The 22240-nt window shown below is 50.2% G+C and carries 22 protein-coding genes, 2 tRNA genes and 1 pseudogene; 16 read left to right on the forward strand and 9 right to left on the reverse strand.

What is annotated here, in order from left to right; all coding sequences use genetic code 11:
* Positions 1 to 199 (forward strand): annotated as a pseudogene (locus AC1DWB_RS06325) (IS5/IS1182 family transposase); the annotation flags it as partial.
* Positions 200 to 442: 243 nt separating this feature from the next.
* Here the strand turns inward: AC1DWB_RS06325 and AC1DWB_RS06330 are convergent.
* The 4 genes from AC1DWB_RS06330 to AC1DWB_RS06345 all read right to left on the reverse strand — a co-directional run bounded on the left by AC1DWB_RS06330 (position 443) and on the right by AC1DWB_RS06345 (position 6836).
* Positions 443 to 1729: an IS4 family transposase gene (locus AC1DWB_RS06330; protein WP_477540287.1), complete on the reverse strand. Its 1287-nt coding sequence runs from the start codon at positions 1727 to 1729 to the stop codon at positions 443 to 445.
* 48 nt (positions 1730 to 1777) lie between these two features.
* On the reverse strand, positions 1778 to 1975 hold the full coding sequence (locus tag AC1DWB_RS06335; protein ID WP_477540195.1) for a hypothetical protein: 198 nt from the start codon (positions 1973 to 1975) through the stop codon (positions 1778 to 1780).
* 186 nt (positions 1976 to 2161) lie between these two features.
* Positions 2162 to 2232 (reverse strand) — tRNA-Ala (locus AC1DWB_RS06340).
* A 41-nt stretch (positions 2233 to 2273) separates the two neighbouring features.
* Positions 2274 to 6836 carry an S-layer homology domain-containing protein gene (locus AC1DWB_RS06345; protein WP_477540196.1) on the reverse strand — a complete coding sequence of 1521 codons (4563 nt, stop codon included), beginning with the start codon at positions 6834 to 6836 and terminating at the stop codon, positions 2274 to 2276.
* Positions 6837 to 7030: 194 nt separating this feature from the next.
* On the opposite strand from AC1DWB_RS06345, the gene AC1DWB_RS06350 reads away from it, so the two are divergent.
* From AC1DWB_RS06350 to AC1DWB_RS06360, 3 genes are read left to right on the forward strand one after another with little or no spacing between them, the layout of a single operon-like run.
* Positions 7031 to 7531: a phage tail protein gene (locus AC1DWB_RS06350; RefSeq protein ID WP_477540197.1), complete on the forward strand. Its 501-nt coding sequence runs from the start codon at positions 7031 to 7033 to the stop codon at positions 7529 to 7531.
* Between the two features lie 48 nt (positions 7532 to 7579).
* Entirely contained in the window at positions 7580 to 8074 is a 495-nt protein-coding gene (locus AC1DWB_RS06355; RefSeq protein ID WP_477540198.1) for a phage tail protein, read from the forward strand.
* Positions 8075 to 8090: 16 nt separating this feature from the next.
* On the forward strand, positions 8091 to 8636 hold the full coding sequence (locus tag AC1DWB_RS06360) for a phage tail protein (protein ID WP_477540199.1): 546 nt from the start codon (positions 8091 to 8093) through the stop codon (positions 8634 to 8636).
* Between the two features lie 118 nt (positions 8637 to 8754).
* Here AC1DWB_RS06360 and AC1DWB_RS06365 read toward each other — a convergent pair whose 3' ends face one another.
* Positions 8755 to 9351: a TetR/AcrR family transcriptional regulator gene (locus tag AC1DWB_RS06365; RefSeq protein WP_477540200.1), complete on the reverse strand. Its 597-nt coding sequence runs from the start codon at positions 9349 to 9351 to the stop codon at positions 8755 to 8757.
* Positions 9352 to 9614: 263 nt separating this feature from the next.
* Here AC1DWB_RS06365 and AC1DWB_RS06370 point away from each other — a divergent pair, with 263 nt between their 5' ends.
* Positions 9615 to 9755, forward strand: a complete 141-nt coding sequence (locus AC1DWB_RS06370) for a hypothetical protein (protein WP_477540201.1) — start codon at positions 9615 to 9617, stop codon at positions 9753 to 9755.
* A 77-nt stretch (positions 9756 to 9832) separates the two neighbouring features.
* Here the strand turns inward: AC1DWB_RS06370 and AC1DWB_RS06375 are convergent, their stop codons facing one another.
* Entirely contained in the window at positions 9833 to 11065 is a 1233-nt protein-coding gene (locus AC1DWB_RS06375; RefSeq protein ID WP_477540202.1) for an MFS transporter, read from the reverse strand.
* Positions 11066 to 11226: 161 nt separating this feature from the next.
* Between AC1DWB_RS06375 and AC1DWB_RS06380 the strand changes: the two genes are divergently transcribed.
* Both AC1DWB_RS06380 and AC1DWB_RS06385 read left to right on the forward strand, forming a co-directional pair.
* Positions 11227 to 11805 carry a TetR/AcrR family transcriptional regulator gene (locus tag AC1DWB_RS06380; RefSeq protein WP_477540203.1) on the forward strand — a complete coding sequence of 193 codons (579 nt, stop codon included), beginning with the start codon at positions 11227 to 11229 and terminating at the stop codon, positions 11803 to 11805.
* A 455-nt stretch (positions 11806 to 12260) separates the two neighbouring features.
* Positions 12261 to 12413 carry a hypothetical protein gene (locus AC1DWB_RS06385; RefSeq protein ID WP_477540204.1) on the forward strand — a complete coding sequence of 51 codons (153 nt, stop codon included), beginning with the start codon at positions 12261 to 12263 and terminating at the stop codon, positions 12411 to 12413.
* A gap of 167 nt (positions 12414 to 12580) precedes the next feature.
* On the opposite strand, the gene AC1DWB_RS06390 is transcribed toward AC1DWB_RS06385, so the two are convergent.
* Together AC1DWB_RS06390 and ilvD are read right to left on the reverse strand one after the other, a co-directional pair.
* A tRNA-Ala gene (locus AC1DWB_RS06390) sits at positions 12581 to 12653 on the reverse strand.
* Positions 12654 to 13142: 489 nt separating this feature from the next.
* Entirely contained in the window at positions 13143 to 14828 is a 1686-nt protein-coding gene (ilvD, locus tag AC1DWB_RS06395) for a dihydroxy-acid dehydratase (protein WP_477540205.1), read from the reverse strand.
* A gap of 192 nt (positions 14829 to 15020) precedes the next feature.
* Here ilvD and mobA point away from each other — a divergent pair, with 192 nt between their 5' ends.
* The 6 genes from mobA (at position 15021) to AC1DWB_RS06425 (ending at position 18073) form a co-directional block, all read left to right on the forward strand.
* Complete coding sequence (gene mobA / locus AC1DWB_RS06400; RefSeq protein ID WP_477540206.1) at positions 15021 to 15629, forward strand: molybdenum cofactor guanylyltransferase; 609 nt, start codon at positions 15021 to 15023, stop codon at positions 15627 to 15629.
* A 169-nt stretch (positions 15630 to 15798) separates the two neighbouring features.
* Positions 15799 to 16029: a hypothetical protein gene (locus tag AC1DWB_RS06405; protein ID WP_477540207.1), complete on the forward strand. Its 231-nt coding sequence runs from the start codon at positions 15799 to 15801 to the stop codon at positions 16027 to 16029.
* Between the two features lie 195 nt (positions 16030 to 16224).
* Positions 16225 to 16539: a hypothetical protein gene (locus AC1DWB_RS06410; RefSeq protein WP_477540208.1), complete on the forward strand. Its 315-nt coding sequence runs from the start codon at positions 16225 to 16227 to the stop codon at positions 16537 to 16539.
* 231 nt (positions 16540 to 16770) lie between these two features.
* The gene (locus tag AC1DWB_RS06415; RefSeq protein WP_477540209.1) at positions 16771 to 16920 is read left to right on the forward strand and encodes a hypothetical protein; all 150 of its coding nucleotides are present in this window, start codon (positions 16771 to 16773) and stop codon (positions 16918 to 16920) included.
* Between the two features lie 12 nt (positions 16921 to 16932).
* Entirely contained in the window at positions 16933 to 17394 is a 462-nt protein-coding gene (locus AC1DWB_RS06420) for a DUF86 domain-containing protein (protein WP_477540210.1), read from the forward strand.
* A gap of 46 nt (positions 17395 to 17440) precedes the next feature.
* The gene (locus AC1DWB_RS06425) at positions 17441 to 18073 is read left to right on the forward strand and encodes a helix-turn-helix transcriptional regulator (RefSeq protein ID WP_477540211.1); all 633 of its coding nucleotides are present in this window, start codon (positions 17441 to 17443) and stop codon (positions 18071 to 18073) included.
* A gap of 88 nt (positions 18074 to 18161) precedes the next feature.
* Here AC1DWB_RS06425 and AC1DWB_RS06430 read toward each other — a convergent pair whose 3' ends face one another.
* The gene (locus AC1DWB_RS06430; RefSeq protein ID WP_477540212.1) at positions 18162 to 18806 is read right to left on the reverse strand and encodes a bifunctional 4-hydroxy-2-oxoglutarate aldolase/2-dehydro-3-deoxy-phosphogluconate aldolase; all 645 of its coding nucleotides are present in this window, start codon (positions 18804 to 18806) and stop codon (positions 18162 to 18164) included.
* Between the two features lie 170 nt (positions 18807 to 18976).
* On the opposite strand from AC1DWB_RS06430, the gene AC1DWB_RS06435 reads away from it, so the two are divergent.
* The 3 genes from AC1DWB_RS06435 to mnmH all read left to right on the forward strand — a co-directional run bounded on the left by AC1DWB_RS06435 (position 18977) and on the right by mnmH (position 22095).
* Positions 18977 to 19846 (forward strand): helix-turn-helix domain-containing protein, encoded by an 870-nt coding sequence (locus AC1DWB_RS06435; protein WP_477540213.1) that lies wholly within the window; start codon positions 18977 to 18979, stop codon positions 19844 to 19846.
* Positions 19839 to 20954, forward strand: coding sequence for a selenide, water dikinase SelD (gene selD, locus AC1DWB_RS06440; protein WP_477540288.1), 1116 nt, complete (start codon positions 19839 to 19841; stop codon positions 20952 to 20954). Before AC1DWB_RS06435 ends, selD begins: the two co-directional genes overlap by 8 nt.
* A 97-nt stretch (positions 20955 to 21051) precedes the next feature.
* Positions 21052 to 22095 carry a tRNA 2-selenouridine(34) synthase MnmH gene (gene mnmH / locus AC1DWB_RS06445; protein WP_477540289.1) on the forward strand — a complete coding sequence of 348 codons (1044 nt, stop codon included), beginning with the start codon at positions 21052 to 21054 and terminating at the stop codon, positions 22093 to 22095.
* Positions 22096 to 22240 lie beyond the last annotated feature (145 nt).

Raw genomic sequence — 22240 nt, forward strand, 5'->3', positions numbered from 1 at the left:
CTTCTATCTTGACCATCGTACCGTGGATCATAAATTTAATATCATAACTGACGTCCACATTACAGCGGGAAATGTCCATGACTCAACCCCGTATCTCGAACGGTTGGACCACCAAATTAAAAAATTTGGATTTGAAGATTCGATAGAAGCTGTTGCACTGGATGCGGGATACCTGACCGCTAATATTTGCAAGAAGCTGCATCCTGCATTCCCGAGCAATTATACCAAGGACGCGCATAAACCCTTATAAATAACAATGTCATTAACTTAACAGTTTAATCAAACAGCGATTGCCCCCTTTATCTATCTTTTCTAAGGGAGCAATCGCTGTTTGACAATAATTTGTAGAAATATTCTGTGGTTAGGAAGTATTAGTCACGTGAAATGATTTTTGGACATAGTAAATCCGTTTAACTTTTAGAGGCTTCATCACGTTGAGTGGCTAATAACTCTTCTTTCTTGTGTTGGAATAGTTCCCTGCAAGTAACCCTTTTGTTCTTGGATAGTGCCGGCCTTTGCGAATGGGAAGTAGATTGCGTTTTATCTCGCTGACAATAGCAACCATAAGTGCTTTTCGAATCTGATCATTTTTTTCAATAATGAAATGGATAAGGTCCTCTTTCATAACGCCTATAGCAATATTTTTATTTATGGCCATAACATGTTTGCCGCAATGTTCTTCTTGTTCCAGTTCCATTTGTGCTTCGATCATGATGTCATTCATGATGTTGCTGAGATAAATGGTGGCATAAATATCCTGTTCCAACAAGATGGCCTTTGTGCCAGTAAAATTCTCGATACTAAGTTTATTTTTGAGGTCATCATAGACAGTTTCGATTCCCCATCGCAAGCTGTAAAGCTCACCGATTTCTTTTGTCGAAAACTCTTCTGGGGTGAGGTTGGTTGCCAGGTACTCAAATTCACCACTTTCCAGCAAGATACGTACAAACCTAAGGAATATACTACCTGCTTTCACCAATTTATCCTCAGTGGGGGTGCCTTTATGCGGATTGATTCGTGTCTTATCAAAAACTACCTCTACGATACAATCATTACTTTTCATCTGTTTTTGTTCTTGCTTGAAGGTAGAAGCTGACAGTCTAACCAGGAATTTTTGCTTCCGTTCCATCAGATCGATAAAGAATTCTGCAGACGGGTAACCGCGGTCAAAAATGAACACACAAGGAAGGGTGCCAATTACTTCAAGCCTATTGTCTATATGTAGTAGTGCCTGCTCACGTTCACTAAATTTCCAACGGTTAATGCTACAATCAACGATCATTTTGTTGATCGTGTCATACAAACAAGAGATGCTCAACTGAGCCTGTGGCTTCACATTTCTTTTTGAAGCATTCCCGTATGTAGTCAAATTTTCTTCGGTAGTCGGAATATTTAGGGCAGATCCATCTGCTGCGAAGATTAAAAAACCATTTTTCTTTTTTACCATGTGGGTGTCCTTATAAAAGTTTTCAGCATGATGTCTTGCAAGTGCCAGAAATGCAATAGGATTCAACTTTAATCGTTGTTTTAAGTAGCCGACTTTGGATATGGTATCTTTTAATGCCAGTAGTATTTTGAAACTTCGCAATTCCATGTGAAGTGTTCTGCCTTTCCTGAATAATACGCTGAGCATCAAGTTATCCAGTGACATTTTCCGAATGCGGGTGAAGTGAGTTTCTTTCAATGATCTACACAGGTTAACAAAGGTAATGGTTCTTGAGTAGATCATGTCCCCCGAGATACGAGATTCAGAATTTCTCACTACAATCACCCCATTTCAATCATCATCATAAACCAGTCTCGGCTTCTTTTGAGCATAGGCAGCCTTAAGATAGGGAATCTGTTCTTCAGTTACAGAGCCAAGATTAGCCTTCACTGTCTGGATTACTTTGCCGTTTACTCTTTTGTTCTCGACAAGGCTTGCATAGTAATGCTCTTTTCCGCTATATGTTTTAGTCAGTATTTTGATAAACATTCATGTAACTCCTCTCACTACATTATATGCTATAAATATAGTATTAACAATATATAATGAAGTAAACTTCTCACTACATAGAAAACAAAAAAAGACAAAGATTGTGAGCTCTTTGCCTCTATTATACGATATATTGAACTATTATCTTAAGTTAATGACATTGTGATTTATAAGGGTTTTCAAGTATGGAGCCTAGGGGGATCGAACCCCTGACCTCATCGCTGCCAGCGATGCGATCTACCACGTGATTCGGCTTCACACCCCTAAAAATTCCGCCTGAGGATTCGATTATTAATTCCTAATTTATATCCGTCCATCCAAGCGCTTGCAGTGTCCTAATGAACACGACTGCCGCCTGTGCGCGCGTCGTTTCACTCTTCGGACTGAATGCATCTGTACGGTTGCCAGTCATAATTTTAAGCTTGACCATCAGGCGAACGTCCTCCAAATAAGCCGGGTCCACGCTTCCAATATCCTTGTAGTTATCCAAGCTGACAAGCTCCTTTGTGATCGGCAGCTTCTCGAGAGCCAAGACTGCCGCCAGCATGCTCGCCATTTCCTCGCGAGTCAGCGGCTGATCAGGCTTGAAGCTATTGCCGCTTACAAAAGTCAAGAGTCCAAGCTCCTGCGCTTTGGCTACCTCGTCGAAATACCACGCGTCGGACATTACATCGACATAGGGAGCTGAGCTGACGGAAGATGTACCGCGTCCTAGCGCCCGAACCAACATGGTGGTGAACTCAGCTCTTGTTACGGCTTGGTCAGGGGCGTACTGACTGTCGCCAACGCCGTCAACAAGYCCTTTTGCTGCGGCTAGCTCTACAAACGATTGGCTCCAATGCTTCTGTACATCGTTGAAGCTCGCCGTATTTTGTGCTACGACGTACACGCTGTTGGAATAAGAACGAATCCTCACAATCCACTCGCCATCAATCTGTTCCTTTGTCGCGGCGACAAATTCAAACTTCTGGGTCGCTTCGTTATACCGGAATGCTCCCCATGGCTCCGGCATGCCCGTCATGTTCTTCGGCATAGGAATTATTCTTATAAGCGCCTTGCTGAACATGTCAGCCATTCCGATGGTTTGCCCTGTCTTGGTGACCACGATGTCCATGTGAAAGTCCACAATCGCGCCCAAGAGTTTGCCGTTCGGCAAGCCGCTCGCAAACGCAGCTTGGTTATCCTTGTTCTTCGACTTGTCGGTCAGCATGATCTTGAAGCTGATATCCTCGGCCTTGAGGTTATTTGCTGCAAGGATGTCCGCTAGGCCAGGAATGAGCGACGCCAAATGGACGGGCACCTGGTAGCTGCCGTAAGGGGCTTTGATCTCAATGATAAACTCGGCGTTTTTGTCTTCCAAGCTAGTTAAACTACTCGCCGGGATGCTGACGAAGGACACGCCGTCCATGGGTGCAAATTCAAGCGTGACGGAGGGCATCGTCGTGTCAATACTATCAGGGTTAAGCGTATGGCTGTTTTGGCCGATGACCGGATTGGTCAGGCTAGGCGCAACCGGAGATGTTGAACCGCCGCCGCTATCGTCGTTGTCGCCACTTATTCGGCTGCTAACAAGCTGCGTCATTACAAAGGTTACCGGTATCATGTTCGTGCCCGATACCGTTACCGTTGCCGTATACGTTCCGGCAGGGAGACCGTCCTTCGCTTTCACCGTAAAGGTCGTGGACGGTGTTCCGTTATTGAGCGTTGTCGTCGCTGGCTGCGTAATCGTAAAGCTGCTGGCGCCCGTCCCGCTCAATGCTGTCGTCAAGCTCGCCAAGTCGCCTGTTCCCGTGCGCGTCACCGTCACCGTTCGAGTCTCCTGCGTCCCCGATGCGTAACCTTCCGTTAGCGCGTTCAGCGTCAAGTTTGATAACGCAGCGATGGTGTACGTCGGCGGTGCGGCGTCAACGACCTGCGTCACCGTAAAGGTCACCGGCGTCATGATTGTAGCCGACACCGTAATGGTTGCCGTATAAGTTCCGGCAGGGAGACCGTCCTTCGATTTCGCCGTAAAGGTCGTGGACGGTGTCCCGCTATTGAGCGTTGTCACCGCTAGCTGCGTGATCGTAAAGCGGCTGGCGTCCGTTCCGCTGAGCGCGGTCGTCAAGCTCGCCAAGTCACCTGTTCCCGTACGATTCACGGTTACCGTCTTCGTTTCCTGCGTCCCCGAAGCGTAACCTTCCGTCAGTACGTTCAGCGTCAAGTTCGACAGTGCGCCGATGGTGTACGTCGGCGGCGCGGGGTCAACGACCTGCGTCACCGTGAAGATCACCGGCGTCATGTTCGTGGCCGACACCGTTACCGTTGCCGTATATGTTCCTGCGGCGAGAACGTCGATTGCTTTCACCGTAAAGGTCGTGGATGGTGTCCCGCTGTTGAGCGTTGTCACCGCTGACTGCGTGATCGTAAAGCGGCTGGCATCCGTCCCGCTGAGCGTGGTCGTCAAGCTCGCCAAGTCGCCAGTTCCCGTGCGTGTCACGGTCACCGTTCGAGTCTCCTGCGCAGCCGATGCGTAACCTTCCGTCAACGCGTTCAGCGTCAAGTTCGACAGTGCGCCGATGGTGTACGTCGGCGGCGGTGCGTCGACAACTTGCGTCACCGTAAAGGTCACCGGCGTCATGTTCGTGGCCGACACCGTTACGGTAGCCGTGTAGGTTCCTGCGACGAGACCGTCGTTCGCTTTCACCGTAAAGGTCGTGGACGGCGTCCCGCTATTGAGCGTTGTCGCCGCTGGTTGCGTAATTGTAAAGCTGCTCGCGTTCGTCCCGCTCAACGCTGTTGCCAGACTCGCCAAGTCGCCAGTTCCCGTGCGTGTCACGGTCACCGTTCGAGTCTCCTGCGCAGCCGATGCGTAACCTTCCGTCAACGCGTTCAGGGTCAAGTCCGACAGCGTGTCGATGGTGTACGTCAGCGGAGCGGGATCCACAACTTGCGTCAACGTAAAGGTCACGGGCGTCATGCTGGTGGCCGATACCGTTACGGTTGCCGAATACGTTCCTGCGGCGAGACCGTCGTTCGCTTTCACCGTAAAGGACGTGGACGGCGTCCCGCTGCCCAGCGTTGTCGCCGCTGGCTGCGTGATCGTAAAGCTGCTCGCGTCCGTCCCGCTAAGCGCGGTCGCCAAGCTCACTAAGTCGCCAGTTCCCGTGCGTATCACGGTCATCGTGCCAGTCTCCTGCGTCCCCGATGCGTAACCTTCGGTCAGCGCGTTCAGTGTCTGGTTCGACAGCGCACCAATAGTGTACGTCGGCGGGATATTAACAACCTGCGTCACCGTAAAGGTCGCCGATGTCATGTTCGTGGCCGACACCGTTACGGTTGCCATATACGTTCCTGCAGGGAGCCCGTCCTTCGCTTTCACCGTGAAGGTCGTGGACGGCGTCCCGCTGCCCAGCGTTGTCGCTGCAGGCTGCGTGACCGTAAAGCTGCTCGCGTTCGTCCCGCTGAGCGCGGTCGCCAAGCTCGCCAAGTTGCCTGTTCCCGTGCGCGTCACCGTCATCGTCTTCGTATCCTGCGTCCCCGATGCGTAACCTTCCGTCAGGGTGTTCAGTGTCTGGTTCGATAGCGCACTGATGGTGTATGTCGGCGTATTGACTACCTGCGTCACCGTAAAGGTCACCGGCGTCAGACTGGTGGCCGACACCGTAACCGTTGCCGAATACGTTCCGGCAGGGAGGCCGTCCTTCGCTTTCACCGTGAAGGTTGTGGACGGCGTCCCACTGTTAAGCGTTGTCGCTGCAGGCTGCGTGACCGTAAAGCTGCTCGCGTTCGTCCCGCTGAGCGCGGTCGCCAGGCTCGCCAAGTTGCCTGTTCCCGTGCGCGTCACCGTCACCGTTTTCGTTTCTTGCGTCCCCGATGCATAACCCGTCGTCAGCGCGTTCAGCGTCTGATTGGACAACGCTCCGATGGTGTAAGTCGGCGGGGGATTCACAACCTGTGTCACCGTAAAGGTCGCCGGCGTCATGCTGGTGGCCGATACCGATACGGTAGCCGTATACGTTCCGGCAGGGAGGCCGTCCTTCGCTTTCACCGTGAAGGTCGTGGAGTGGATCCCGCTATTCAGCGTTGTCGCCGCTGGCTGCGTGATCGTAAAGCTGCTGGCATTTGTTCCGCTTAACGCGGTCGCCAAGCTCGCCAGGTCGCCAGTTCCCGTACGGGTCACCGTTACCGTTTTCGTTCCCTGCGTCCCCGATGCGTAACCCGCTGTCAGCGCGTTCAGCGTCTGATTCGACAATGCACTAATCGTACGCGTCGGAGCACTGACATTCGAAATGGTGATATTATCGAAATTCAAGTTAGATGGCGCAGGATTGCTTACGAAATCCCATGAAATCGTAATCTTAGCTACATTGTTATACGTATACGGAGCACCGCCATTTAATAAATGGCTTAGTTGGTAAGTGGTTTGATTAAGGTCCACGATCCCCGAATTTGTCAGAGTCGTAATATCGTTGTCGTTCGAATCTTTCAAATTTACGGATAGCAAACTAAGATCGGAGGCATCACCAACGGGATCATAAGAGCTTATTCCTAGATCCTTGAATGTAAAAGATCCGGTCGTCGTTCCTTCGGCTTTGATCACAAGAGTGCCGGATGCATTTTCATCTATCTGATTCGCGGACCATAGCTGTGTTCCAGCCACACTAAAACCATTGCTAACAACGAACTTGTCGGAAAAGGTTGCAAGTCCTGAGCCTCCGCTATTATCGGGCCCTACCGTACTGCCGAAGTCATAGGTTCCGTTAGTTAGACCGATAGCAGTTGCATGTACCTTGGTTGCGTGCATAAAAATAACCGCAACAAATAGAACCACAATAAAAATCAAGGGCAGTCGCTGGAATGTTTGTATTTCTTTTTGCACAAAATTTTCCTCCTTTAACCCATTCGAAATCTAGCAAAATTACGAAAAACTTATCTTCATTCCCTGTTAGTTTATACTGAAATTTTACATTTGAAAAGTATTTACATTCCGGATAGTATTTAATTGTTGACGGATTCCCAATATTCAACATATATTTTAATGAGACTTATTTATCCCATGTGAGGAGGAAATTTATGGTTGAGAGTTATCTAGGCGAGATTCGAATGTTCGCAGGCAGTCGCGCTCCCCGAGGCTGGGCATTATGCGACGGTCAATTTCTGCAGATTTCAGGGAACGAGGCGCTGTATACCTTGCTCGGAACAACCTATGGCGGGGACGGGATCAGCACTTTTGGCTTGCCTGATCTTCGGGGAAGAGCACCTGTCCATCAAAGCGGCAGCTTTGCACTGGGCCAATCGGCAGGGCTCGAGGAGGTAGGCTTAACGACAAATGAATTGCCCGCTCATACCCATTACGCTCATGTTCAAACGGCCAAGGGAGAAACGGGGAACCCGGAAAATCAATTTTGGGCTCAGTCGACAACAACTACATATACCTCTATTACAACACCGCCCTCGCCTATGAATGAGTCAGCCGTAGCAGGCAGCGGAGGCAACCTGCCCCACAACAATATGATGCCTTTCACCACGATCTCTTTTATGATCTCAACATGGGGTGTGTTCCCCTCAGAATAATAGTCCGTTTACAAAAAAATTCCCATTCGACATTGAGGAGGAATCAGAATGTCAGAACCCATGTTAGGAGAAATCCGGTTATTTCCGATGAAATTCGCTCCCAAAGGCTGGGCTTTATGCAACGGGCAGCGTCTGGCTGTAAATCAGAATCAAGATCTTTTTTCCTTATTAGGTACAACTTACGGCGGGGATGGCACCATGACTTTTGCTTTGCCCGATTTGCGTGAAAGAGTACCCGTCCACCCTAACGATGCCTTTCACCTAGGGAGAGCAGGCGGTGAAAACGCTCATGCCCTGACGATTCCCGAAATGGCCAGTCATACGCATACCGTTAGGGGGTCTTCGTCAACTGCCTTCACAGGCACGATTACGAACAACTTCTGGGCGAACGCACCCTCTATGTTTAGCAAGACAGCCGATCTGCGTATGAACCCCGCAGCTATAGCCAATAGCGGCGAAAGTCAACCTCACAACAATATGCAGCCCTATTTAGTCCTTAATTACTGTATTGCTTTAGTGGGGATATACCCATCTCGACCTTAGAGGGAGGAATTGTATCATGTCCGACACATATGACGCTTACATAGGAGAAATTCGAATCTTCGCAGGAAATTACGCTCCGGACGGATGGTTGTTCTGCAACGGTCAGGAGGTGCCGATGTCCAAGTACAATAAGTTATACACTGTCATAGGGAATCAATACGGAGGCTCGTTTCCCCAAACATTCGCCCTCCCTAATCTTAGCGGCCGAGTGCCTATCCACCAAGGGCACGGGCCTGGGTTAACTCCGCGCAGCATCAATGATAAGGGCGGGGAACCTACGGTGGGGTTGTCGGTAGAGCAGATACCGAACCATACCCATCAGGCAAATGGTTATGCTAAACCAGGTTCGACAACGGCTGGTTCTGGAAACATATGGGCACAGGGTCCGGAAGCGGGTCGTCCTCCTATTTCGGCCCCCTTTTATTCCCAAACTTCCAATGTATCGATGAACCCGAAGGCCCTCCAGGCTACAGGCGACAACCAGCCTCACAACAATATGCAGGCGTTTCTTGCTTTAAATTTCATCATTTCGGTGGAAGGCGAGTTTCCAAACGCAGACTAAACATATGATTTGGGCTTGAACACAAAAAGAGAGCTGTCCCTTAGTCGATTGCGATGACTTGGGATAGCTCTCTATTGCTTCTAGGGGAGACGGTATTGTTGAAAATTCRTACGGGACACTATGACATCAGCTTGGACAATCCTCTAATAAGCGCATCCGTATTAGTGCCTCCAAACAGAACCGAAAAAATGGTATACCCTTCGTTGAAGGCAATCACTTGCATGGCGATCTGACTAGTATCTTTTTCTCTCGAGATCCATCCTTGCTCCTGTAAGGTCAAGATTAAAGCTTCAATCCCGGCTACCCATTCCCGGTACTTCTGCTTTAGCTTGGCCTGTATTTCCGGTAGATGTTTCGTTTGTTGGTAGAAGTCAACCAGCACCACAATCCAGTTATGGATCCCCTTCAACATCTGTCCAAGCCGTGTTAACGTAATTATGAGCACTTCTTCCAACGTCATGTTGGCCGGGCTAAATTCTTTGGGAATGTTCGTCCAGCCGTTCGTGATCTGCATCTGGTAATCCAGAATATGTAGAAACAGTTGCTCCTTGCTCTCGAAATGACCGTAAAACGCGCCCTTCGTATGTCCGGTACGCGCCACGATATCCCCAAGTGTCGTAGCGGCGTATCCCTTTTCCGCAAAACAAGTCATGCCTGCTTCGATCAGGAGTTGATAGGTTGCTTCTCGTTTTAGTTGGAATTTATTTTTCTTCAAATTTACCACTCCTTGCCATGAATCCGTAGGTAGTATTCGCATGCTAGAAGAAATAGCCTCTTCGATGAGAGGCTTAGGCTCTATTATAGCAATAATCGTTAAATCTTACGATGTTGATTTGACAAACAAAAAAACACTCCGAATCATTTCAAGGAATCCCATAGCGTTCTTTCTCGTCAATAAAGCCCCTACGCTCCAGGGCGTCCATAAAAGAAATAGCTATCCGAAGGTGGCATTTCTTTTTATGGAGCCTAGGGGGATGTATGAATCTTGATTATATGGCTGACGAAGCCAACTCGACGAAGCTGATCGCAGCGGTAGATTCAGACGCCGTTTTCCAACCCCACAAAGTGACGGTAAGCTTCGAAGTATACTCCGAGTACTTTGCGGGGACCCCAAAGTGAACGCTTCGCTTCCTGCGCGCGGGACGTACCCCTGACCTCATCGCTGCCAGCGATGCGCTCTCCCACTTTGGTTAGTTTCACTGCCCCGAACCATCTGCAAGGGTTTCAATGTCCTTTGCTGAGGTTCTTTTTTCAGTAAGAAAGTAAAGGAAAGCTAAAAGCGGCACTATAACTCCAATTAGAGATGTGAAACTCCAGCCGCCATTGGCATAAGACCAAACGCCCAAAGATGAGCCAATTGCTCCACCAATGAAGAATATGGACATGAAAAGCCCGTTCAAACGGCCTCTTGCTTCACTCCCCAATGAATAAATCGCACGTTGTCCAAGCACAAGATTTCCCGATACAGACATATCCAGAATAATAGCGGCCAGAACGAGCAGTGCGAGAGCCGTTGTTGAATTGCCTTGAAAAAGATATGCCAGCAAAAAAGACAAGGATGCAATAATCATTGCCAGTCCAGTCAAAAATCCGGTCCAGCCTTTATCCGCTAGTCTTCCAGTAATCGGGGCTGCTATTGCGCCTCCCACACCTGCTAAAGCAAACAATGCGATGCCTTGCTGGGACATTCCGAAATCATCCGCCAACCGTAAAGGAACAACAGTCCAAAAGAGGCTGAAGGCCCCAAATAAACAGGCTTGATAAAGGGCCCGGCGGCGCAATACAGGCGTTTGTTTTATAAGGGCGACTAATGAGACAATTAATTTACTGTAGTTTAACGTAGGCGAAGGCTTGCGCTCAGGGAGAATACGCGACAACAGAACCGTCAATAGAGTGGTAACAGTCGCCGACAAAGCAAATACGGCTTGCCATCCCCAAAGGCTGGTTATAAAGCTCGCCACCGGCCGGGCAAACATAATTCCGAGCAAGAGTCCGCTCATCACGTTTCCAACCACGCGGCCGCGCTGCTCTTCAGACGACAAATAGGTAGCGTAGGGAACCAGTATTTGGGCTACCACGGATCCCAGTCCAATAAAGAGGGACGCAGTCAGGAACAGCGTTGCATTGGGGGCGAATGTTGCCGCAAGCAATGCACCTACCACAACAATTAGAGATACGACTGCGAGGCGCCGATTTTCAATAATGTCACTGAGCGGTACGATAAACAACAGCCCTGCAACATAACCGATTTGAGTTAATGTGACAATTAATCCTGCTGCTGCGGAGGAAAGACCCGTAGCGGCACTGATCGGTCCTACCAGGGGTTGAGCATAATAAAGATTGGCAACGATAAGTCCGCATGCGGACGCTAACAGAAGCATAATCCAACTTGAAATGGGTTTAACTTGGGCGGCTTGTTTCGGTTTCATTAGTAATCCTCCTCGTTTTTAAATAATGAACTTTTAGTTCAGTAATTGACTATATAATATACTGAACGTATGGTTTTGTAAATAGCTATTTTGGCTTTTTATTTTCGTCGATTATTTAGTATAATGAACGTATAGTTTTTTATGTAAAGGGGAGGATTCGAGTGAATGCCAAAAGAGGGCGTCCACGTAATGTTGAAACTCAGAAGTCTATCCTTTCTGCTTCCTATGATTTGTTGTTGGAAAATGGCTTTGGAGCGGTCACTGTAGAAAAAATTGCTGAGCGTGCCGGGGTTAGTAAAACCACTATTTATAAATGGTGGCCCAACAAAGCAGCCGTTGTTATGGACGGCTTCCTGTCTGCTGCCTCGGCAAGACTGCCGTTACCCGACACAGGTTCAGTATTCAATGATATACTCATTCATGCCACTAATTTAGCACGGTTTTTGACTAGTCGGGAAGGCGAAATTATTAAGGAGCTGATTGGTGAAGGGCAATTTGACTCAGGACTGGCGGAGGCATACCGGACCAGATACTTCGATCCCCGTCGGCTTGAGGCCAGGCAGCTTATGGAACGGGGGATTCAGCGAGGGGAATTGAAGGAAAATCTCGATATCGAATTAAGCATTGACCTCATCTACGGGCCGATTTTCTATAGATTACTAGTAATAGGTGAAGATTTGGATGATGTTTATGTTGAAAATTTAGTGGAATATGCTTTTACAGGAATTAAATCAGATTGAATCTACGAAAAACGAAACAACGGGGCTATCCAAAAGCGATTTTTGCAGCTTTTGAATACCCCTATTGTTTTAAGATTTCTTATCGTACGATGAGACGAAGCCAATTCGACGAAGCAGATCGCATCGGTAGATTCAGCCGCCATGCTCGTCCGTTTTGTTCCGTCCGCGCGGGACGTACCCCAGGGGTTCAATCCCCAATCTGACATAATAAGAAAAAGCCACCCGAAGGTGGCTTTCTTATTATGGAGCCTAGGGGGATGTATGAATCTTGATTTAATGGCTAACGAAGCTAACTCGACGAAGCAGTTCTTAGCGGTGGATTCAGACGCCGTGCTCGTCCGCTTCGCTTCCTGCGTGCGGGACGTACCCCTTGCAGGTGTCGCTCCCCTTAATGGCTCAAAAAAACACCGTAACCAAGTTGGTTACGGTGTTTTGTATGGAGCCTAGGGGGATGTATGAATCTTGATTATATGGCTAACGAAGCTAACTCGACGAAGCAGTTCTTAGCGGTGGATTCAGACGCCGTGCTCGTCCGCTTCGCTTCCTGCGCGCGGGACGTACCCCTTGCAGGGGTTCGCTCCGTGCACAGGGGGATGTATGAATCTTGATTATATGGCTAACGAAGCTAACTCGACGAAGCAGTTCTTAGCGGTAGATTCAGACGCCGTGCTCCTCCACTTTGTTCCGTCCGCGCGGGACGACCCCCTTGCAGGAGTTCGCTCCCCCAAACGCTCCCAAAAAAACACCGTAACCTATAGGTTACGGTGTTTTGATATGGAGCCTAGGGGGATCGAACCCCTGACCTCATCGCTGCCAGCGATGCGCTCTCCCAGCTGAGCTAAGGCCCCTCGAAGTGACTTTTTACATTATACAATGGAGCATCGCAAGAATGCAAGAAGCTCGTCCAAAGTCGCGCGATTCGGAATAATCGGAGTAATGATGGCCCCGAAGAAGATGGAGTAAGGCATTAACTGGAAAACCTCCCGTTAAAATGAACAATATAGGCAAACTCGGTCGAATAACAGGAAAACCTCCCTGTAATTTTGACAATATCAGACGAAAGCAGGTTTATGTCTGATATTAGATGGAGCTTTTCCAGTTAAAGCTGATTATTTCAATATTCAGGCCAAATTAACGGGAGGAATTCCATCTAATTATTACAAACTGGAGAAGATGGTGCGCTTCTCCAATAGGAGGGAGGGCCGAAGAGCAAACCCGAAGAGAAAAACCGAAGATCAAAACCAAAAACCAAAACCAAAAACCAAAGACCAAAGACCAAAAACCAAAACAAAGGGAGCTTGGCGAACTACGCCAAACTCCCTTTACAAAACCGTGAATTAAACCTTCATAACTCCGCCCGTGCTGGCCGAGGTAACGAGCTTGGAATAGCGGGCAAGGTAGCCCGTCTTCACCTTAGGCTCGAAGCCTTTCCAGTTCGCACGACGGCGTTCCATCTCTTCATCGCTGATCTGCAGCTCGATCTTACGGCCGACCAGATCAAGATCAATGATGTCGCCATCTTCGACGAAGGCGATAGGACCGCCCTCAGCGGCTTCCGGCGAGATGTGGCCAATGCTGATACCACGCGACGCGCCGGAGAAGCGGCCATCGGTGATCAGCCCGACCTTGGCACCCAAGCCCATGCCGACGATCTGCGATGTTGGGGCGAGCATTTCTGGCATCCCAGGGCCACCCTTAGGCCCCTCGTATCGGATGACCACGACGTGGCCTTCCTTAACCTTGCCATTGGCAATACCGGATAAGGCTTCTTCCTGCGATTCAAAGCAGATCGCTGGACCAACGTGACGACCGCCAACGGACTTGTCGACCGCGCCGACTTTTATAATCGAGCCTTGAGGCGCCAGGTTGCCGAATAGTACGGCCAGGCCGCCTTGTTCACTATGCGGATTGTCAATCGTACGGATAACATCGGTGTTCAATATGTCGCAGCCGGCTACATTCTCGCGCAGTGTCTTGCCTGTCGCTGTGATGCAATCCCCATTCAGGGCACCTGGTTTCTTGAACAGCTCGTTAATGATGGCGGAAACGCCGCCAGCGTTGTGAACATCTTCAATATGGTAATCCGAAGCAGGTGCGATCTTCGCAAGATGAGGCACGCGAGCTGCTACTTCATTAATACGTTCTACCGGATATTCGAAGCCGGCTTCATGAGCCAGGGCCAGTGTGTGAAGGACGGTGTTCGTCGAACCGCCCATCGCCATATCGAGAGCAAATGCATTATCAATCGCTTCGATCGTGACGATATCGCGAGGTTTGATGTCTTGCTTGATCAATTCCATCAATTGAGCAGCCGATTTCTTCACGAAATCGCGACGTTCAGGCGCGATGGCGAGAATCGTACCATTCCCAGGAAGGGCGAGACCAAGACCTTCAGCCAGACAGTTCATGGAGTTGGCCGTGAACATACCGGAACAAGATCCGCAAGTTGGACAACCGTATTGCTCTAGTTCGAGCAGTCCTTTATCGTCCAATTTACCTGCTTGATAGGCGCCTACACCTTCGAATACGGAGGAGAGGGAGATTGATTTACCCGTGCTGTCTTTACCAGCTTTCATAGGGCCGCCGCTGACGAATACGGTAGGAATGTTGACGCGTAACGCGCCCATCATCATTCCAGGTGTGATCTTATCACAGTTCGGAATGCACACCATGCCGTCGAACCAGTGAGCCGCAACCATCGTTTCTACAGAATCGGCGATAATCTCGCGGCTAGGCAGCGAATAACGCATCCCGATATGGCCCATGGCGATCCCGTCATCGACACCAATCGTATTGAACTCGAACGGCACGCCGCCCGCTTCACGGATGGCTTCCTTCACGAGCTTACCGAACTCTTGCAAATGCACGTGACCTGGGACAATATCAATGTATGAATTGCAGACGGCGATAAACGGCTTGCCGAAATCTTCCTCTTTGACCCCTGCGGCACGAAGCAAGCTACGGTGCGGTGCACGATCAAAGCCTTTTTTGATCATATCGGATCTCATCTTGGACTTAGACATCTCTCTGTTCCTCCCAAAGCGTTGTAATATACCTTTTATACTAACGAAATTCCACCTATCTGACAAGTGAACATCTCATCCAACTCACTAGCTAATCGATCCGCCAATTGAACATTCATTAAGCAGCGGTTTTCAAAATCGGTATAATGAGGGAAAGAGATAAACAAGTAGCGGAGAAGGAGCAAAGTAACCATGACATCTACATTAACAGGCGTCATATTGGCAGGTGGGCAAAATCGCAGAATGGGCGGGGAGCCAAAAGGATTGATCACGATAGCAGGAGAACCGATGGTGGCGAGACTCGTCCGACGTATGAGTCCTGTCTGCAACGAGATCATCGTCGTAGCGAATGATCCTCAGTTGTACCGTATGCACATACCGGCTGATGTGCGCATCATACCGGATAGGACTGCACTTGCAGGGCCGCTAGGCGGCATGGAGGCGGCTTGCGACAGCGCACAGGGGAGTAACATGTGGATCGTAGGTTGTGATATGCCCTATGTATCCGATCTGGCGGCAATGCTAATGATGCAGCAGCTCCTGCAACAAGACGATCTCGATGCAGTCCTACCGGTAATCGGTGGTAAGATACATCCGCTACATGGTCTATATAGGAGTAGAGTGGAACGTACGATTGCAATGTTATTGAGGGAGCAGCAACTACGTGTGATGGGATTGTTCGAGCATATCCGATGGGAACGAATGGAGGAAGATGCTTTCCAGCAAGCTGGTATTGCACTGGACTTCGTAACGAACGTGAACACTCCGGAGGAATGGCGGAGAATACAGGCATTGGAGTAGAGGAGTAAGGGGCAGACAAATATCGATAAAATTCTCAGATGGCTACAGACGCAAACGGAGAACGACGAACGAATACTTTTTGTAACATATTAAGTACTTTACACGTCTAGGACGTTAGGCAAGAGGCCAAGGGGCCATATCCAATCTCCACTCCGGGAGGGTATTATCAATGCCGTATTTTATTGGCTATAAAGGAAAAAAGCTCGGTCCTGCACTATCCAAAATCGATGCCGAAGAAAAGCTGGCCACGCTCAGTCGCTGCTTCAATCAATTGGAAATCATCAAAGAGGCGAGCGTAGCAACACAAGACAAGAAGAAACGTCTCATTACTATGGAAGTAACTGTACCTCCGTTCATTCGTCCCACTTTCGAGAATACCCTTTATTCAGAGCGTAGATGAAAATACCGATAATAACTATGGTCATAATGCCCAGAAGCACCCATATGCCTACCATGTTGAAATCCCTGCCTTCATCAAATTAAGTTCACCTTCACTATACACGATACACGAATATCGGACAAACATGCATGTGCGTATATTCGTGGGTCATTTGGGGAAAAAGATGGATAGGCCAACATGCAGCAGGAGAAGCAAATGGACAAAAAGACGTATTATGTATCGGTACAGGCAGGGGATGTTCTGGAAGATCCGGAAGCCGCCGCATTCGAGTTCGAGATTGTAGCAACGGATAATGAAGTGGCGCGGCTGCAGGATATGATGGATGAATGGTCGCAAGACGACAGTCATTCTGTAAGCTCCATGTTCAGTTATATGGGCAACGAGCATCTAGACGATGTTCAGGTTGATGAGTACGATGCTGGACTGATTAAGATTTACCGATTCATCCACGAACTCGGCACAGCGCCAACGAAGCAGCATATTGAGAGTATGCATGTTCTGAACGATTAATGTACAAATAGGAATAAGCTTCGAACGCCCCACATCACCTTGTGGGGTTTTTTTGCTGATTCAGAATGATTAACTTCGCTGATTGTTCATCGTCTCAGCAAACGCACGGCGTCAAGGACGCCGTTAGGTGTTTATCCTTGCCATGCGGCTGCTGTTTCTTGACGATGAACCCGCAGGGGGATAAACTGGACAGTAGAACAATGAATCGAGTAAGGACAGAAGGTGAACATAGTGAGTTGGACCAGCTTGATGCCTTTGGCGGCCAAGGTCGACATGAAGGATGTTGGCGAAGCCATGTACTTCGTGCTAGTAGTGATCATAGCCTTTATCATACTGATGTTTTGGGCGAAGAGGAAGAATAAGAAACGGACAAGAAAGTAGGAATCGACGCGAATGTACTACGTGAATGTGGAACAGATCGAGCTTAGGATTGCGGTTATTCCCACTCTAATTGAGGCGTGCGGGGAGTTGGCACAGCAAGCGGCAAGGTCTGATGGCAGCGCTTCTGGACGGCCATTGCCGTTGTTGGCGAGACTAGCGCAGGAGCGGGTGCTGCACTTGGCAATTGAGCTGGTTACCGATGTGGGAAGCTTACTCATTGACGGATTTCTGCTGAGAGATGCGAGCAGTTATGAAGATATTATCGAGATATTGCGAGTAGAGGATGTATTCCCGGAAGAGGTCGTCACGCCACTAATGGAACTGGTCCGCCTGCGGAAGCAGCTTGTTCAGGACTATATGACCGTGGAAGGTTCGGGACTTCATTCGTTGATCGAGCAATTGCCCGTTCTACTCCCGGCATTCGAATCTTGTATACGAGCATTCATGGCTAAGGAACTCGGGCAATCCACTTAATTGAACAATAGACGGCCAGTATAACAGACTACAGAGTAGGAGGCAGATGAACATGGAGCAGGAATCCTCCACACGGAAGACGATCATGACGATGCTGAAGACAGACGCGCCGCTGCATGTCGGAGAGATGGCGAGACGTCTCGGCATTACGGAAATGGCAGTCAGACGCCATCTCCATACGTTGGAACGCGATGGTCTGATCGAGTCTACACTCGTCCGTCAACCGATGGGTCGTCCTATGCATGTTTATCGACTTACGGAATCCGCTGACGATCTATTTCCCAAGAACTATCATCTCCTCGCGCTCGACTTACTAACCGAGCTGTCGGAAGACGAGGGGGAGGAGCGGATTGATCGTCTCTTCGAGAAACGGCGCGATAAACTGCTGAACAAATATGCCAAGTCGATGGAAGGGAAGCCTCTGGATGCCAAAGTAGCGGCGCTGGCGGAAATTCAAAATGCGAACGGGTATATGGTCGAATGGGAAGAGACGTCGACGGGTGCATACAAACTGGAAGAGTACAATTGTCCGATCGCGCAGGTTGCCCGTCAATTCAATCAGGCTTGCCGTTGCGAGCTGCAATTGTTCGAGAGGCTGCTCGGAGCAGACGTGGAACGAACCGAATGTCTAGCCAAGGGCGGCGGAAAGTGCGTGTACGTTATCCAATCCATCCAGTAACACCGGAATGAAGCATCAAGTAGAAGAAAACATCCCAGCTCCGACCGTTACCGGTTTGGAACAGGGATGCTCGTCTCGCTAATGCTGGTTAGTTGCGCAGTTGAATGGTTTGTTCTGTCAAGGCTCGTGCCTTGTCTGTCAGCCACTCGAAATTGCCAGCTTCGATCTGCTGCAGATTGATAACTGATCCTCCAATGCCTACTCCGTGGCACCCGATTCGTATGAACTCCTGAATGTTATCCGCGCTTACCCCACCTACTGCAATCATAGGAATGTGGCTTAACGGCCCTTGAAGTTCTTTCAGATAACCGATGCCCAGGCTGGCGCTTGGGAATATTTTGACTGCAGTCGCACCAGCTTTCCATGCCCGAACAATCTCGCTTGGCGTCATGGCTCCCGGATAGATCGGAACGCCTGCGTCTGCACAATAGCGAATCACGTCTTCGTCTGTGTTGGGCGTAACGATGAAGGAAGCACCGGCTTGCAGGGCGGTCTTCGCATCATCCAGATCCAGCACAGTTCCTGCTCCGATGAACATGCGGTCTCCAATTTGCTGCTGCAGCTCGCGGATCATATCTGGGGCTCCAGCTGTATTCAACGTCACCTCCATGACCGTTATGCCGCCTGTTAACAAGGCTTCCGCCACCTGATGAATGTGCTGCTTCTGAACACCGCGAATAATCGCAATTATCCGAGTAAGCTCGATCTGCTTCAATCCTTGTTCCTTGTTCACGAATAAGCATCTCCCGTCACAATAGGTTGTCCGTTATTATACCATAAGTTTGCAGAAGACGGAGAATGGCTGTATTTATCTGCGAAAAAGGCCGTACCGCTTGAATGCGCGGAGCTCAAGGACTACAATGAATGGGAACCCTGCGATTGTCACGAGATGGAGGCCTGAGGATGAAGCTCCGACCTATAGCGCTGCCTGCGAGCGGTGTGTATTTGTATGAAAGCAAGCACCAGGAAGGCAATCAGATCGATCCCCATCACCACTCCGTCCATCAGATGCTGTTCGCACTGGAGGGGCAGGGGAAGATTACGGTTGACCGGGCGACTTATGAATTCACGACGGATAATGCCGTGGTGTTGACGCCGCAGTCCAATCATTCCATCGTATCTGATACAAGACTGACCTTGCTCGTATTGGCTTTCGATAGCAGTGTGCTTGATGCATCAGGTAGAATCGAGCTGCTGGATCATTCTTTTCCCCAGTCCGCCTATATGCAATTAAACGGATTCATCGCGAGTGAATTGCGACAGCTGCTGCGTAAAATGTTGTTCGAGCAGTCCCGCGTAACTCCGCTAGGCAACTGGGCGATGCGCATCTACTTGCTAGAAATGTTGCTGCTGCTGGCCAGGTCAAAGAATCCGGTGCCTGTCAGCGACTCGAACCAATTGCGCGCCGAACGAATCCGTTCTTATATAGACAGCAACTATTATGAGCCTCTGCAGGCCGGAGATCTAGGGTCCAAGCTGGGAATAAGCGCCCGGCATGTCAATCAAATATTCAAGGATCAATATCAGCTAACACCGACACAATACTTAACCGATGTACGCATGCAGGTGGCCCAGAAGTTGCTGCAGGAAACCGATAAGGACATCGTGTCCGTCTGCTTCGAGGTGGGGTATGAGAATTTGTCAACGTTTTATCGGACGTTCAAGGGTGTTGTGAATATGTCTCCGAATCAGTACCGCAAGGTTTATAAAGGTCATGACGCAGAAACAATACAGATAGATACCGAAAGGGACGAGGAACTGGATGATGAGTAATAATAGCGAACAGAGCGAACAAGTTAAGCAGAACGGACAAGAAGGTCAGGCGACATCGAGCGAACGGATCAAGCTGACTTCCTATTCGACCAAGGGCGGGTGTGGTTGTAAGATAGGACCGGCGGACTTGTCGCAAGTGCTGCGATCGCTTCCTCCCGGCGTGCCGAATGCGAATCTGCTCGTGGGCCTAGATACAAGCGACGATGCTGGTGTGTACAAGCTAACCGATGAGCTGGCACTCGTCCAGACGGTCGATTTCTTCACGCCCATCGTCGATGACCCGTATTCATTCGGGCAAGTAGCGGCTGCTAATGCGCTAAGCGATGTATACGCGATGGGCGGGAAACCGCTCACGGTGCTGAACATCGTAGCGTTCCCGATTCATACGCTGGACAAGTCTGTGCTGGCCGACATTTTGCGTGGGGCGGGCGACAAGGTGAGAGAAGCAGGCGCCACGCTCGTAGGCGGACATTCGATCGACGATAAGGAGCCGAAGTTCGGGCTCGCCGTGACCGGAACGGTTCATCCGGACCGGGTACGCACGAATGCCGGAGCGCAGCCGGGCGATCAGCTGATCTTGACCAAGCCGATCGGCGTCGGTATTCTGACGACGTCGATCAAGAAAGATCAGCTGAGCGAGGCTGAAGTCTCCCGCGTCACAAGCGTCATGACGACGCTGAACAAGACGGCGGCGGAGACGATGGAGCCCTTCGATGTGCACGGCTGCACCGACGTGACCGGCTTCGGCCTGCTCGGACACGCATCCGAGATGGCCAAGGGCAGCGGCGTCGGCTTGCGCATCTACGCGAAGCGCGTGCCGTTCTTGCCCCGCGTGCGTGAGCTCGCGGAGGCGGGTTTCGTGCCGGGCGGCACGAAGAGCAACTTCGCCCACCTTGAGGGCAGCGTCACGTTCGACGCATCCATGGACCAGATTGGTCAATGGATGCTGTGTGACGCGGTCACTTCGGGGGGCTTGCTCATCGCAGTCGCGCCCGGGCAGGCGGCGGCGCTGCTCGCCGCGTTGCTTGCAGCCGGCGTCGAGGCCGCCGCGATCGGCGAAGCCGTCGGCGAGCACGCCGGCCACATCCGCGTGCTCGACGCCGAGTAGGCCCGGCTCGTAGCAAGGCGCATGGTGCTTCGCACGTTGCATGTCGCCAGCCGCCGCCTGCTTCGCCGCAGTCAACCTGAAAGGATTTGTGAAGCAAATGGTTCACGATATAAGCATAGATCAATTAGTGCAACAGCATAGGGCCGGAGAACTCACATTGATTGATGTTCGATCTCCGTCTGAGTATGCGGACTCCACCATTCCTGGCAGTCTGAATATCCCGCTCTTCGACGACGAAGAACGAGCGGAGATTGGTACCCTGTATAAGCAAGTCAGCATTCAGGCGGCCAAGGACAGAGGGCTTGAAGTCGTGTCCGCCAAGCTGCCGCAATTCATCAAGCAATTCGCCGCGATTCCTGGCCGTAAGGCCGTATTCTGCTGGCGCGGGGGCATGCGCAGCAAGACGACGGCGACGTTGTTGTCGCTGATGGATATACGAGCACTTCGTCTGCAGGGTGGGTATCGGGAGTTCCGCAAGTGGGTTGTGGCGACGTTGGAGCAATTCGAATTCAAGCCGCACGCTGTCGTCATCAACGGTTACACCGGCTCAGGCAAGACTAGCTTGCTTCAACGTCTCGAGCAGGCAGGATACCCAGTGCTAGACCTGGAGAGCATGGCCGCCCATCGCGGGTCTGTCTTCGGCCAGGTAGGACTACGTCCTAACAACCAAAAAACATTCGAAGCGCTCCTCGCTCTTCGGCTGCAGGAACTGAACGATCAGCCTTACGTCCTTATGGAAGCGGAGAGCAAACGGATCGGCAAAGTGTTCATTCCGGCATTTCTCATGGCCGCTAAGTCGAAAGGGTCTCACCTGTTTCTGGACGTTCCAATGTTCCGCAGGGTGGAGCACATTATTGAGGAGTATGACCCGCAGTCGCACAAGCAGGATTGTCTGGATGCATTCACCCTGATCAAGAAACGCATTCATACGCCGGTCGCAGCGGAGATTGAAGGTCATCTGCAAGATGGGCGGTTCGCAGAAGCTGTAGCTCTGCTACTCGCCTACTATTACGATCCTCGCTACGAACATTCAGCTGACCAGTATGAGCAGGAGAGAGTAGTTTGCCGCGCGGACACGATGGATGAAGCATTAGATGCTGTGCTCGTGCACATTCGTGAACGCTTTCCAGTAGGAAGCTAGTTTCATACGTAAGCGTTTCACAGCAGGAGCTGGACTGGAATTGACAGTCCAGCTCATTTTTTTTGCCTAATGTTGTGTCAAAATGGGCGCTACCGACTTATAATAGAAGTAAGAAATGGGCATTCGTCTAGAAAGCAAGAAGCAC

It is taken from the genome of Paenibacillus sp. P4_E11 (assembly GCF_056401635.1).